A 14,908-nucleotide genomic window follows, 5' to 3' on the forward strand; every position below is an offset into this window, starting at 1 on the left:
GGTGCCCACCGCCGCGGCCGCCGTCGTCCGCCGCGCGGTCCCTCACGCCGCCGAGGGCTGCCACGCCTCCTGGAAGCGGCGGCGGGCGCGGAACAGACGGGAGCGGACGGTGCCCACGGGCAGGGCGAGCACCTCGGCCATCTCCTCCTCGTTCAGCCCGTACACGCGCAGGGTGAGGACCTGCCGGTGCGCCTGGGAGAGCCGCTCCAGCACATCGCTGATGTGGACCGCGTCCAGGGGATTCGTCTCCTGCCTCGACTCCATCTGCGAGCAGGTCCGTTCCTCGCCGTAGCGCTTGACGGTGCGGACGGCCTCGCGGACCGTCACCGAGCGCACCCAGCCGTAGAACGCCGCCGGTTCGCGCAGCGAGCCCAGGCCGCGGTAGATGGCGAGCAGCGCTTCCTGCGTGGCGTCGGCGCCGTCGTCGTGGGTGATCGACCGGCAGATGCGCGCGACATAGGGCGTGATGCCGGTCAGCAGGTGGTTCATCGCGTGCTCGTCGCCCGACTGGGCTCGGGGGAGCAGCGTCAGGGGGGAGGGGAGTTCGCTGACGGTGGTCATGTCGGGGGAGGGCTCCTTACGGCGGCCGGGCCGGCGGGTGCGTGAGCGGGGCGGGTGCGGGCTCAGCCCGTGGCCGCGCGGGCGGGCTCGGGTTCCGCCGCGTGCGCGAAGCCGAGGAGTCCCTCGCGCACGTCGTCGCGGAACGCCCGCATGAAGGACGGGCTGAAGCAGGCGGTGAAGTGGGGGAACTCGATGGAGAGCCGCCCGTCGAAGGAGACCACGCACGCCATGACGGGGCTGCGGCCGGCGCCCGGGAAGTACTGTTCGCGGGCCGGCACCAGACGGACGTCGACCGCCCGCAGTCCGCCCGGCAGCCTCGGGCCGGGGACCACGCCCATGTTGGTGGCGATCACCGTGGCCAGTTGCAGCGCGGGGTTCCCGGGGATCTCGGGCGTGATCCGCGTCTCGTGGAAGTGATCGCCCCGGGAGAGGAAGCCGGTCAGCCGGGCGTGCACGGTCCGCGCCAGTTCCAGCGGCTGCGCGGTCCCGGACACCTCCAGCGTCTGCAGATGGGTGGTGACGGCCGGGACCAGGTCGGAGACGGGCAGCGGCGGGGACAGCCGGGAGCGCAGGTCGACGGGGGAGAGGCAGCCCAGGGTGCGGGGGCCGTCGCCGTCCAGTCGCCGCCGGGCCGCGGCCAGCAGGGAGGCGGCGATCAGCGCGTGCACGGAGACACCGGCCCGGCGCGCGGCGCCGCGCAACCGCGTGGTGAGGCCGGTGTCCAGGGTGAGCCGGCGCACCTCGATGTGCCCGGCGGCGTCCGGACGCCGTACGTCGTACGGCACCAGCTCGACCGGGTGGCGCCGCGCCTGCTCGGTACGGGCGGCGAGGTACGCGGCGGTGGCGGCGGCGTCGGCCGGGGGCAGCGACTCGGCGGCGGGCCGCGGCCAGCGCGGCGCGCCGGCCGCCGGGGCGTCGGTGAAGGGCTCACCCTCGACCAGGGCCCGGTAGCGGTCCCACAGCGCGTTGTGCAGGGCGACGCTGCTGTGGCCGTCCGTGACGGTGTGGTCGATCACCAGGACGAACAGGTGGCTCCCGCCGTCCGGCGCGCTGACCAGGACGGCACGGCTGAGCGGGCCGCCGACGGGCAGCGGGCGGTTCAGCTCCGCCGCGTAGGCGGTCTCCTCGTCGCCGGTGCGGGTGGTCAGGCGGGGCCGCTCGTCCTCGTCCAGGAGGCGCAGCGCGTGACCCGCGCCGTCCTCGGTGATGCGGGAGCGCAGCGTCGGGTTGGCCTCGGTCATGGCGTCGAACGCGGCCGACAGCGCCGCGACGTCGACGCGTCCGCGCAGGAGGCAGGAGAGGACGGCCCTGCTTCTCTGCCCCACGTAGAGCGTCTCGACCGGACACAGCGCACGGAACATGCCGTCAGCTCTCTTTCACTCGTTCATTTCGGACGCCCGCGGCCCGGAGACCGGTCTGCCGGCACCGGCGGACCGCAGGGGGGAATCGGAACGCTTCCGAGACTGCACCGCGCGGCGCGGCCGAATCCAGCGGGGAGCCCGGACGGCGGCGAACTCGCGTGAATTCCCTAAAAGTCGAGGTCGGCGGCGCACTCCCTCGGCCGCGATTCTCCAGGGAATTCCCTGAATCGGCGTCCGGGCGGCGGTCCGGCCTTGACCCGGCCGGTTCCGGTACCGCACCGTCGTGTGCCGTGAACCCGGGCTGGGTGACGTGTTTCCCCCGCCCCCGGCGTGCGGCCCCCCGCCTGTCGCCCCGGTGCCCCGCGCACCCGCGCGGGCGGCGGTGGCCGCACCCGTTCCGATCCGGCCGGGCCTTCGCCGTCCGGGACATTACGGCTTGCCACGTGAGGGTTGTGCTATGTCACTCCAGGAGGACGGACGTCGACCGCTGTCGGGGGCCCAGGAGGGCCTCTGGTACGCTGGCCGGCTGGCACCGGACAGCGCCGCGTACAACACGGCGGAGGCGGTGGAGGTCCACGGGCCGCTCGACCCCGGCCTGTTCGAGACCGCGCTGCGCCGCACCGTCGCCGAGGCCGACACCTTCGCCCTGCGCTTCACCGACACCGACGACGGCCCGAGGTGCCACCGCGCCCCGGACGCTGACGACTGGCCCCTGCACCGGGTCGACGTCAGCGGCGCCGAAGACCCCGAGGCCGCCGCCTGGGCGCACGTGCGCACGGAACTCGCGGCGCCCGCCGACCTGGACAAGGGCCCGCTGTTCTCGCACACCCTGCTGACGCTGGCCCCCGACCGGTTCCTCTGGCTGCTCCGGGCCCACCACATCCTCCTCGACGGCTACAGCTACAAGCTCCTCGGCCGCCGCCTGGCCGAGACGTACAACGCGCTGGCCGAGGGCCGCGATCCGGGGCCCGCCGGATTCGCGCCGGTGGCCGGGCTGCAGCGGGAGGAGGCCGCCTACCGGGAGTCCGAGTACCACGCCCGCGATCGCGACCACTGGGCCGGGCGCCTGGCCGGGCTGCCGGAACCCGCCCGGCTCACCTCCCGCACGGCCGCCCCCGCCGCCCCCTTCCTGCGCCGCACCGCCGACCTGGCACCCGAACGGGCCGAGGCGCTGAACGCCGCCGCCGCCCGGCTCGGCGTCTCGCGCACCGACCTGCTGGCCGCCGCCACCGCCGCCTATCTGCACCGGATGACCGGCGCCGGGGACCTGGTGCTCGGCCTGGCCACCATGAGCCGCCTCGGCAGCGCCGCCCTGCGCACCCCCGGCACCGCCTCCGACGTCCTCCCGCTCCGGGTGGCCGCCGCCCCGGACACCACCGTCGCGGAGCTGACGCGAGCCGTCGCCGAGGAACTGAAGGCACTGCGCCGGCACCAGCGCTACCGGGGCGAGTTCCTCCGCCGCGACCTCGGCCTGCTCGGCACCGGACGGCGCCTGTACGGGCCGGTACTGAACATCGTCCCGTTCGACGAGTCCCCCGTCTTCGGCGGCCACCCCACCACCTGGCACCACCTGTCCGGCGGGGCGGTCGACGACCTGCAGATCTCGGTACGGCCCGGCGCCCGCCCCGGCGGACTCTGGCTGGCCTTCGACGCCAACCCCGCCCTGTACGAGGAGGACGAACTCGCCCTGCACCGCGACCGGTTCCTCACCCTGCTGGACCGACTGGGCGAGGCCGCGCCGGGCACACCGCTGCGGGACCTGGACCTCCTGCTGCCGGGCGAACACCCCCGCGACGCCCCCGTCCGCACGTATCCCGCCGAGCGGACCCTCACCGAGCTGTTCGAGGAGCGGGCGGCGGCCGGGCCCGAGCGGACCGCCGTCACCTGCGGGGACCAGCGGCTGACGTACGCGGAACTCAACGCCGCGGCCAACCGGCTGGCCCGCCTGCTGACCGAACGCGGCGCCGGGCCCGGCCGGGTGGTGGCCCTGGCCCTGGAGCGCGGTCCGCACCTGCTGCCCGCCCTGCTCGCCGTCCTCAAGACCGGCGCCGCCTACCTGCCCCTGGACCCCGGCCACCCGGCCGAGCGGCTGCGGCTGGTCGTCGAGGACGCGGCACCCGTCGTCCTGGTCACCGAGGGCGCGCACACCGCCGGGGACACGCTCCCCGTCGTCCGCCTGGACGACCCGGAGGTCACCGCCGACCTCGCCCGCCGCCGCGCCGCCGACCTCACCGACGCCGACCGGCACGGGCCGACCGGCCCGTCCGACACCGCGTACATCATCCACACCTCCGGCTCCACCGGCCGCCCCAAGGGCGTGCCCGTCCCGCACGCCAACGTGGTGCGGCTGTTCGCCGCCGCGGCCGAGCACTTCGACTTCGGCGCCGACGACGTATGGACGCTGTTCCACTCGTACGCCTTCGACTTCTCCGTGTGGGAGATCTGGGGCGCCCTGCTGCACGGCGGCCGGGTCGTCGTGGTCCCGTACACGGTCAGCCGCTCCCCGGGGGAGTTCCTGGAGCTGCTGCACCGGGAGGGCGTCACCGTCCTGAACCAGACCCCGTCGGCGTTCGAGCAGTTGATCGACGCCGATGCCGAACGGGGCGGCGACAGCGGGGCGTTGCGCCATGTCGTCCTCGGCGGCGAGGCGCTGCGTCCGGCGCGGCTGCGGCCCTGGGCCGACCGGCACGGCCTGGACCGCCCGGCGCTGGTGAACATGTACGGCATCACCGAGACCACCGTCCACGTCACCCACCACCGCCTCACCCCGGCCGACCTGGCGGACCCGCGCCGGGGCAGCGTCATCGGCACCCCGCTCGCCGACCTGCGGGTCCACCTGCTCGACGCCGGGGGCCGGCCGGTGCCGCCCGGCGCGACCGGCGAGATGTACGTCTCCGGCGCCGGCGTCGCGGGCGGCTACCTGGACCGGCCCGGACTGACCGCCGAGCGCTTCCTCGACGACCCCTTCGGCCCGCCCGGCACCCGCATGTACCGCTCGGGCGACCTGGCGCGGCGCCGCCCCGACGGCACCCTGGACTACCTCGGCCGGGCCGACGCGCAGGTGCAGCTCCGCGGCTTCCGCGTCGAACCCGGCGAGATCGAGGCGGTCCTCGCCGCCCACCCGGGCGTCGCCCGCGCCGCCGTCGTGGTCCGCCGCGCCGGCCACGGCGTCCAGCAGCTCGTCGCCTACACGGTGCCGTCCGGCACCGGCCCGCTGGACCCCGCCGCACTGCGCGCCCACGCCGCGGCCCGCCTGCCCGAACACATGGTCCCGGCCGCCTGCGTCCCCGTGGACACCCTGCCGCTGACCGCCAACGGCAAGCTCGACACCGGCGCCCTGCCCGCCCCCGACTTCACCGCCGCCGCCACCGGCACCCGCCCGGCCGACCCCCAACAGGCCCTGCTCTGCGCCCTGTTCGAGGAGGTGCTCAAGCTGCCCCGGGACACCGTGGGCATCGACGCCGACTTCTTCGACCTGGGCGGCGACTCCCTGCTCGCCACCCGTCTGCTGGCCGGACTGCGGCACGCGACCGGCGCCGAGGTCCCCATCACCGCCCTGTTCGACACCCCCACCCCGGCCGCCCTCGCCCAGCGCCTCGGCGCGCACGGCGGCAGCGGCCTGCCGCGCCCGGCGCTCGGCGCCGCCGTACGCCCCGAGCGGCTGCCGCTGTCCTACGCGCAGGAACGCATGTGGTTCCTCCACCGCCTCGACGACGGCGCGGCCACCTACAACATCCCGCTCCTCGTCCCCCTGGACCCCGGCCTCGACGCCGAGGCGCTCCAGGCGGCCCTCGGCGACCTGACCGACCGGCACGAGAGCCTGCGGACGGTGTTCGCCGAACACGACGGCGTGCCCTGCCAGCGGATCATCCCGCCGGGGGAGGCCCGCCCGCGCCTGCGCCGCGTCGACTGCCCGGCCACGGAGACCGCCGCCCACGTCACCGCCGCGCTGCGGCACCGCTTCGACCTCACCGCCGACCTCCCGCTCGCCGCCTGGCTGCTGGGCACCGGCACCGACCGGACCCTGCTGCTGGTGCTGCACCACAGCGCGGCCGACGGCTGGTCGCTGCGCCCCTTCGCCGACGACCTGAGCACCGCCTACGCCGCCCGCCGCGCGGGCCGGGCCCCCGACTGGGCGCCGCTGCCCGTCCAGTACGCCGACTACGCGCTGTGGCAGCGGGCCCTGCTCGCCCCCGGACCGGACGGCCCGGGACGACTGGAGCGGCTGGCCGCCCACTGGCGCACCGCGCTGGCCGGTCTGCCCGAGGAGTGCACCCTGCCCGGCGACCGGCCCCGCCCCACCGCGCCGCGCGGCACCGGCGCACACGTCGAGACCCTCGTCGACGCCGCCTTGCACCGGGCACTGCTGGGCCTGGCCGACCGGGAGGGCGCCAGCCTGTTCATGGTGCTGCACGCCGCCGTCAGCGCCCTGCTCACCCGCGGCGGCGCCGGCGAGGACATCGTCCTGGGCACCCCCGTCGCGGGCCGCACCGAACCCGCCCTCGACCCGCTGATCGGCCTGATCACCAACACCCTGGTGCTGCGCGCCGACACCTCCGGCGACCCCGCCTTCCGTGACCTGCTGGCCCGGACGCGCACGGCCGACCTGGCCGCCCTGGACCACCAGGACCTGCCCTTCGACCGGCTCGTCGACGAACTCAACCCGCCCCGCAGGCCCGGCCGGCACCCCCTGTTCCAGGTCATGCTGGCCCTGCAGAACAACGAACCCGCCGTGCTCCGCCTCGACGGCGCCCCGGCCCGACTGCGGCCCACCGCCACCGGGACCGCCAAGTTCGACCTCTTCGTCGACGTCCTGGAACGGCACACCCCCGAGGGCGCCCCCGACGGCCTCACCCTGCACATCGAGTACGCCACCGACCTGTACGACACCGAGACGGCCGAGGCGTTCGCCCACGCCCTGCGCGAGGTCCTGCGCACGGTGAGCGCCGACCCCGGCGTCCGGGTCGGGCGGCTCCCGGCGCTCCCCGCCCGCACCGCCACTCCGGGCCCCGGCCTCGCGGAACTGGAGGACACCGCCCGGTCGGTGCCCGGCATCCGCGACGCCCGCGCCCTCCCCGGCGCCGACGGCGGCATGCCGCGCCTGTACGTGGTGCCCGGCCGGGCGGACGCCGCCGAACGCGTCGAGGAGGTCCTGCACCGCGCCGGCCACGGCACCGTCCGGGTCACCGCGGTCAACGCCCTGCCCCACCACGACGACGGCACCCTCGACACCGGGGCGCTGCGGTCCCTGCCCGCCGTCGACCGCGCCGCCGCCGAAGCCTGGCGCGAGGAACTGGCCCGCGTCCCCGGGGTCACCGCCGCCGAGGTGACGGCCGAGGACGCCCCCGAGGAACTGGGACGCCGCCACACCGGCCGGCCCGGCCGCCCGGCCGCGTCCGCCGCCCCCGCCGCCGGCCGCACCGGCCGCGCCTCCACCGTCCCCGCGCTCAGCGAGGGCCCCGCACTGGCCGAACCGTCCGTGCCGGACTGGGCGGCGGCGCTGCGCCGCGCCGCCGAACGGGACCGGGGCGACATCGTCCACGTGCACGCCGACGGCAGCGAACACCGGCGCACCTACGCCTCGCTGATCCCGGAGGCGTCCCGGGTGCTGGCCGGACTGCGCCGGGCCGGACTGCGCCCCGGCGACCAGGTGATCCTCCAGTGCGACGCCACCGAGGACTTCCTCGCCGTGCTGTGGGGCTGCGTCCTCGGCGGCTTCGTCGCCGTCCCGCTGACCGTCCCCGCCTCCTACGACACCCCCTCGGCGGCGCTGACCAAGCTGGAGGGCATCTGGCGGATGCTCGGCCGCCCGTGGATCGTGTGCTCCGCGCCCCTGGCGGCCGGGCTGCGCGGCCTGGCCGCCCGCCAGGACTGGCCCGGACTGCGGCTGACCACCGCCGACGACCTGCGCGAGGCACCCGAGGACCACGACTGGCACCCCGCCCGGCCCGACGACCTCATCCTGATGCTGATGACGTCCGGCAGCACCGGCCTGCCCAAGGCGGTGCGGCTCACCCACCGCAACGTGCTGACCCGCTCCGCCGCCACCGAGCAGATGAACGGGCTCGGCCCGGCCGACGTCTCCCTCAACTGGATACCGCTCGACCACGTCACCGGCGTGGTGATGTTCCACCTGCGGGACGTGTACCTCGGCTGCCGCCAGATCCACGCCCCCACCTCCTACGTCCTCCAGGACCCGCTGCGCTGGATGGACCTCGCCGACCGCCACCGCGTCACCGTCACCTGGGCGCCCAACTTCGCCTTCGGGCTGCTCGCCGAGGAGTCCGGCCGCTTCACCGGCCGTACGTGGGACCTGACGCCGATGCGCCTGGTGATGAACGCCGGCGAGGTCGTCGTGGCCTCGGCCGCCCGCCGGTTCCTGCACGCGCTGGAGCCGTTCGGCCTGCCGCAGGACGTGATGCACCCCGGCTGGGGCATGTCCGAGACCTGCTCGGTGGTCACCGACGCCGTGCTGCCCGCCGAACCCGCCCCCGGCGAGGGGACGTTCGTGAGCTGCGGCCTGCCCTACCCCGGGTTCGCCATGCGGATCGTCGACGAGCGGGGCACGGTCCTCACCGAGGGCGAGGCCGGCCGCTTCCAGGTACGCGGCACCTCCGTCACCGGCGGCTACCACGACAACCCGGCGGCCGACGCGGAGGCGTTCACCGAGGACGGCTGGTTCGACACCGGCGACCTGGCGTACCTGCGCGACGGCGAGCTGTACATCACCGGCCGCGCCAAGGACGTCATCATCGTCAACGGCGTCAACCACTACAGCCACGAGATCGAGGCGTGCGTCGAGGAACTGCCGTCCGTCGAGCGCAGCTTCACCGCCGCCGTCGCGGTCCGCTCCGACCCCGCGTCACCCACCGACGAACTCGCCCTCTTCTTCCACCCCGCCGCGGAGGTCACCGCCGAACTCCTGCGCTCGATCGCGGGCAAGGTCACCCGGGAGATCGGCGTCAGCCCCGCCTTCCTCGTCCCCGTCGGGCAGGACGCGATCCCCAAGACCGAGATCGGCAAGATCCAGCGCACCAGGCTGCGCAAGGGCTTCGAGGCGGGCGCCTTCGACGAGGAGGTCCGCCGGGCCCAGGTGCTGCTGGGCACCGCCGCCACCGTGCCGGACTGGTTCCTGCGCCCGGTCTGGCAGCGCGTGGAACGCCCGCCCGCCGCGTCCCGCCCCGGCCGGCACACCCTCGTCCTCGCGGGCGGCGACCCGGCGGTCCAGCGGCTCGCCGGGCGGCTCGCCGACGCGCTGCGGACCGACGGCGGCCTGTGCACGCTGGTCACCGACGGCACCTCGTACGCCCGGACCGACGCCGCCCACTACCGGGTCCGGCCCGGCGACGAGACCGCGTACACCACCCTGCTGCGGCAGTTGGACAGCGACCAGCGACCGGTCGACGCCGTCCTCCACCTCGGCGGACTGCGCGGCGCCGACACCCCGGACGACGACACGGGCGCGCTCGGCCTGCTCGCGCTCGCCCGCGCCCTCACCGCCCGGCCCGGCACCCACCGCCCCGTCGACCTGCTGTACGTGACGGCGGGCGCCCAGGCGGTACGCCCCGGGGACCGGCCCGCTCCGGCGCACGCCATGGCGGGCGCCCTGCTGAAGTCGCTGGGCGAGGAGTCGGGCGGGCTGCGCGGCACGCACCTCGACCTCGCCCCGCAGGACACCGACGACCTCGCCCCGCAGGACACCGACCCGCTGCCCGTCCTGCTGGCCGAGGCGGCGGCCGTCACCGACGGCGCCGACGTGGCGTACCGCGACGGCCACCGCTACGAACGCCGGCTCGCGCCGCTGCCCGAGGCCGCGCCCCGCGCCGGGACGCCCGCACCGGACGGCTTCACCCTGATCACCGGGGGACTGGGCGGGGTCGGCACCGAACTCGCGGCCCACCTGCTGCGCACCCCCGGTACCAGGCTGCTGATCACCGGCCGCTCCCGGGCCGCCGTCCCGCCGCACCTGAACGAGCTGGGCGAGGTCCGCTACGCCCGCGCCGACGTCACCGACGAACACCAGGTGCGGGCCGCGATCGACGCGGCCACCGAGGCGTGGGGCGTCCCCCTGACGTCGGTACTGCACCTGGCCGGCACCCTCGTCGAACGCCCCGTCGGCGACCTGGACGCCGCCACCTGGCACCGGGCGCTCGCGGCGAAGGTACGCGGCGCGTGGACACTGCACCGCGTCAGCGCGGACCACCCCGTCTCCTCCTTCGTCACCTTCTCCTCGGTGAACGGCTACTTCGGCGGGGCCATGAACGCCGCCTACGCCGCCGCCAACGCCTGCCTGGACGCCCTGGCCCTGCACCGCCGCGCCCTCGGCCTGCCCGCGCAGTCGCTGGCCTGGAGCATGTGGCGCGAGCGCGGCATGAGCCGCGGCTACCGGCTCACGGCGCTCACCGAGGCCCGCGGCTACCGGGTGCTCGACACCCCCGCCGCGCTGCGCTCGTTCGACCTCGCCCGCACCCTGGACGAACCGCACCTGCTGATCGGCGCCGACCGCAGCGCGCCCTGGGTGCGCAGCCATGTGACGGCCCCGGTCCGCCAGGTACGCCGCCTGGCCGCACGCGTCGGCCTGGAGGACGGCGCCGACCTGGGCGCCCTGTACCGCGCCGCGGCCGACGGCGCCCGCGCGGCCGGACTGCCCGACGGGGACTGGACGCTGCGCTCGGCCGGCACCGGCACACCCCGCGACCAGGGCGACGCCGAGGCGGACCCGCGGAAGCTGGAGGACCGGCTCGCCGAGGTGTGGTGCGGCGTACTGGGCCGCGACCGGGTGGGACGGGACGAGAACTTCTTCGACCTGGGCGGCAACTCGCTGCTGCTGGTCACCGCCCAGTCCGCCGTCAACCGCGCGTTCGGCACCGGCCTGTCGGTCGTCGACCTGTTCGCCCACCCCACCGTGCGGGACCTGGCCCGGCACCTGGCGGCCCTCGGCGCCGCCCCCGCGGCGGACGCCGACCGGCCGGACCGGCAGGAGACCGGCGGCCTGGACCGCGCCAAGGAACAAGCACAGCGCCGGCGTGCGGCCCGCGCCCGCCGCACCGCCCGGCACGGGAAGGACCGGGGCCATGCCTGACACCACCGAGCCGGGAGGAACCGCGACCGTGCGCGACACCGACACCGACGCGCCCTACGACCCGGAAGCCGCCGCCGTCGCCGTGATCGGCATGGCGGGCCGCTTCCCCGGCGCCGACGACCTGGACGCCTTCTGGGAGAACCTCGCGGCCGGCCGGGAGGCGGTACGCCCCGTCACCGACGAGGAGTTCCTCGCCGCCGGCGGCGACCCCCGCGACCTCGGCGACCCCACCCTCGTCCGGATGGCCTCGGTGGTCGACGGCATCGACCGCTTCGACTCCGGGTTCTTCGGCTGCACCCCCGCCGAGGCCGCCGTCGTGGACCCGCAGCAGCGGCTGCTGCTGGAGACCGCCTACCACGCCCTGGAGGACGCCGGCTGCCTCGGCGGCGACCGCGCGGACGAGGCGTTCGGCGTGTACGCGGGCGCCGGCGACAGCCGCTACTACCCCGCCCACGTGTACCCGCGCTACGCCGGACAGCCCGGCTCGGTCGAACTCGTGCACGCGGCCACCGCCAACTCCCTGGGCACCCTCGCCACCCGCGTCTCCTACGAACTGGGCCTGACCGGACCGAGCGTGTCGCTGCAGACGGCCTGCTCCACCGCGCTGGTCGCGGTGCACACCGCCTGCCAGGACCTGCTCGACCACCGCTGCGACACCGCGCTGGCCGCCGCCGTCTCCCTCAACCCCTCGGCCGCGCTCGGCTACCGGCACGTCCCCGACGGCCCCTTCTCGCCCGACGGGCACTGCCGGGCCTTCGCCGCGGACGCCGCCGGCACCTCCTCCGGCGACGGCGTCGGCGCCGTCGTCCTCAAGCGCCTGGAGGACGCCCTCGCCGACGGCGACCGGATACGGGCCGTCATCCGGGGCAGCGCCGTCAACAACGACGGCCGCCGCAAGGTCGGCTTCAGCGCGCCCAGCGCCCCCGGACAGACCGAGGTCATCCTCGCCGCGCAGGCCCAGGCCGAGGTCGACGCCGGCACCATCGGCCTGGTCGAGGCGCACGGCACCGCCACCAAACTCGGCGACCCCATCGAAGTGGCCGCGCTCACCGAGGCGTTCCGGCAGAGCACCGCACGGACCGGCTTCTGCGCCCTGGGCTCGGTGAAGACCAACATCGGCCACCTCGGCGCGGCCGCCGGCATCGCCGGGCTCATCAAGGCGGTGCTCGCCCTGGAACACCGGCAGATCCCGCCGAGCCTGCACTTCGACCGGCCCAACCCGCTCATCGACTTCGACTCCGGCCCCTTCCGCGTGCCCACCCGGCTGGAGGACTGGCCCGAGGGCGAGCACCCCCGCCGGGCCGCCGTCAGCGCCTTCGGCATCGGCGGCACCAACGCCCACGTCGTCCTGGAGGAGGCCCCGGCCGCCGCCCCCGCCGCACCCCGGCCGCCCGAGGACGGACGCCGCCTGGTGCTGCCGCTGTCCGCCCGGACCGCCGGCGCCCTGCGCGGCCAGGCCGAGGCCCTCGCCCGCCACCTCGAACGGCGGCCCGGGACGCGCCTGGACGACATCGCGCACTCCCTGCGCACCGACCGGCCCGCCCTGCGCCACCGCCTCACCGTCACCGCCGCCACCCGCGAGGAGGCCCTCGACGCGCTGCGCACCGCCGCGCCGGTCACCCCGCCGGTGTCCGACGAGCCCGCCCGGGTGGCCTTCCTGCTGCCGGGCGGCGGCACCCAGTACCCCGGCATGGGCGCCGGGCTGTACCGCGACCACACCGTCTACCGGGACACCGTGGACGAGTGCGCCCGCATCCTGCGGCCCGCGCTCGGCGCCGATGTGCGCACCGCCCTGTTCGAGGAGCGCCGGCCCGACGACACCGCCGCGTTCCTCGGCCTGGTCGTCACCCAGTACGCCCTGGCCCGCACCCTCATCGAACAGGGCGTCCGCCCGGACGCGCTGATCGGCCACTCCCTGGGCGAGTACACGGCGGCCTGCCTGGCCGGGGTGATCGACCTGGCGGACATGCTGCCCCTGGTCACCGAACGCATCCGGCTCATCCGCTCGGCCGGCGGTGCCACGGTCGGCGTCGCCGCCCCCGCCGACGAGATCCGGCCGCTGCTCGACGACACGCTGTCCCTGGCCGCCGACAACGGCCCGAACGCCTGCACGGTCGCCGGACACCCCGACGCCGTCGACCGCTTCGAGGCCGAACTCACCCGCCGCGGCGTGCCCTTCCGCAGGCTGCGCATCCCCGCCGCCGCCCACTCGCACGTCCTCGACCCGGTCCTGCCGGCCTACGAGACCCATCTGCGCGGGGTCACCCTGCGCCCGCCGCGCCTCCCGTACGTCACCAACGTCACCGGCACCTGGATCACCGACGACCGGGCCACCTCCGTACGGCACTGGCTGGACCACACCCGGAACACCGTGCGGTTCGCCGACGGCATCACCGCCCTGTGGGACGAGCTGCGCCCCGTGCTGGTCGAGATCGGACCCGGCGACACCCTGACCAAGCTCGCCGCCGGCCGCCTCGCCGACGACCCGCCCGTCACGGTCACCACCATGCGGCACGCCAAGGCCGAGGCGTCCGACGGCTTCGTCCTCGCCGAGGCCCTGGGACGCCTGTGGAGCGCGGGCGTCGACACCGCACTCCCGCCGGTCCCGGGCACACCCCGCCGGACCCCGCTCCCGCCGTACGCCTTCGAACGGCACCGGCACTGGATCGACGCCCCCGGCGCCCGCACGGGCTCCGCGGCGGCGGACACCCCGGCCGCGGCGGAACCCGCCGCGGACCTCGCCCCGCGGCCCCGGCTCACCACCGGGTACGTGCCGCCGCGCTCCGCACGCGAGAAGGCGGTCACCCGACTGTGGGAGGAGACCCTCGGCATCGGCGGCATCGGCGTGCACGACAACTTCTTCGACCTCGGCGGCGACTCGATGCGCGCCGTGCTGCTCGCGGGCCGCCTGCGCGGGGCCGGCGTCCTGGACGTTCCGGCGGCGGAGCTGATGGCCGCGCCCACGGTCGCCGGCGTCCTCGCCGCGTCCGGCGAGCGGCACCGGGACACGCCCGGGAGCGCCCCCACCGCGCTCGGCCCGCTGCTGCCGCTGCGCGCCGAGGGCGGCGCCACGCCCCTGTTCTGCCTGCACCCCGGCGCGGGCGTCTCCTGGCGGTACACGGGCCTGCTGCCCCATCTCGGCGGCGACCAGCCCGTCTACGGCATCCAGGCGGCCGGCCTCGACGGCACCCGGCCGCCCGCCCCGGACGCCGCCGCCATGGTCGGCACGTACCTGGACCTGGTGCGCGAGGTGCGACCGCACGGCCCGTACCGGCTGCTGGGCTGGTCCTACGGCGGTTTCGTCGCGCACGCCATGGCCTGCGCGCTGCAGGAAGCCGGCGAGCGCGTCGAACTCCTCGCCATGCTCGACGCCCCGCAGCCGCACGGCACCGCCCACCACCCCGAGGCCGCCGAACGCCAGGTCGCGGCCCTGCTGGCACGGATGGCCGGCCTGGCCGCCGGCCCCGGGGCCGCGCCGCCGGACGTCGACACCGTCCTGGACCGGATCGGCGCCGCCGTGGCCGCCGACCCGGCGAGTTCGCCCGTCACCCGCGAGGAGGCGGCGGCCATCGCCGCCGTCATGCGCAACAACCTGCGCATCGCCCCGCAGTTCACGCCCCGCGTCTACCACGGTGACGTGCTGTTCTTCAGCGCCCAGGAGGAGGCCGCCGACTTCCCGGCGGACCTCGCGGTGCTGCCCGGCAAGGCCGACAGTTGGCGGCCCTGGGTCGACGGCACCCTCCACGACCACCGAGTGCCCTGCGGCCACTACGAGATGACCGAGCCGGAGCCGATCGCCCGGATCGGCGAGGCGGTCGCCAAGGCCCTGCGCGCGCTCGGCGGCTGACAACGGGGTGATTCGCACCGGACCGCGGGGGTACCCGCGGTCCGGTAAGACGCACAC

General features: G+C 76.2%; 4 protein-coding genes. 2 read left to right on the forward strand and 2 right to left on the reverse strand.

Going from position 1 to position 14,908, the window contains the following annotated elements:
* Positions 1-42 precede the first annotated feature (42 nt).
* Together ACFY32_RS12465 and ACFY32_RS12470 are read right to left on the reverse strand one after the other, a co-directional pair.
* The gene (locus tag ACFY32_RS12465; protein ID WP_390674081.1) at positions 43-561 is read right to left on the reverse strand and encodes an RNA polymerase sigma factor; all 519 of its coding nucleotides are present in this window, start codon (positions 559-561) and stop codon (positions 43-45) included.
* A 62-nt stretch (positions 562-623) separates the two neighbouring features.
* Positions 624-1,922, reverse strand: a complete 1,299-nt coding sequence (locus tag ACFY32_RS12470) for a condensation domain-containing protein (protein WP_390674082.1) — start codon at positions 1,920-1,922, stop codon at positions 624-626.
* Positions 1,923-2,379: 457 nt separating this feature from the next.
* Between ACFY32_RS12470 and ACFY32_RS12475 the strand changes: the two genes are divergently transcribed.
* Positions 2,380-11,004 (forward strand): amino acid adenylation domain-containing protein, encoded by an 8,625-nt coding sequence (locus tag ACFY32_RS12475; RefSeq protein ID WP_390674083.1) that lies wholly within the window; start codon positions 2,380-2,382, stop codon positions 11,002-11,004.
* A complete protein-coding gene (locus ACFY32_RS12480) occupies positions 10,997-14,851 on the forward strand; it encodes a type I polyketide synthase (RefSeq protein WP_390674084.1) in 3,855 nt (1,284 codons plus the stop codon). Before ACFY32_RS12475 ends, ACFY32_RS12480 begins: the two co-directional genes overlap by 8 nt.
* Positions 14,852-14,908 lie beyond the last annotated feature (57 nt).

The sequence above is a fragment of the Streptomyces sp. NPDC000134 genome (genome assembly GCF_042899225.1).
Classification (GTDB): domain Bacteria; phylum Actinomycetota; class Actinomycetes; order Streptomycetales; family Streptomycetaceae; genus Streptomyces.

Coding starts and splice junctions, on each gene's coding strand:
- ACFY32_RS12465 (WP_390674081.1), bottom strand. CDS start 561: ATGACCACCGTCAGCGAACTCCCCTCCCCCCTGACGCTGCTCCCCCGA.
- ACFY32_RS12470 (WP_390674082.1), bottom strand. CDS start 1,922: ATGTTCCGTGCGCTGTGTCCGGTCGAGACGCTCTACGTGGGGCAGAGA.
- ACFY32_RS12475 (WP_390674083.1), top strand. CDS start 2,380: ATGTCACTCCAGGAGGACGGACGTCGACCGCTGTCGGGGGCCCAGGAG.
- ACFY32_RS12480 (WP_390674084.1), top strand. CDS start 10,997: ATGCCTGACACCACCGAGCCGGGAGGAACCGCGACCGTGCGCGACACC.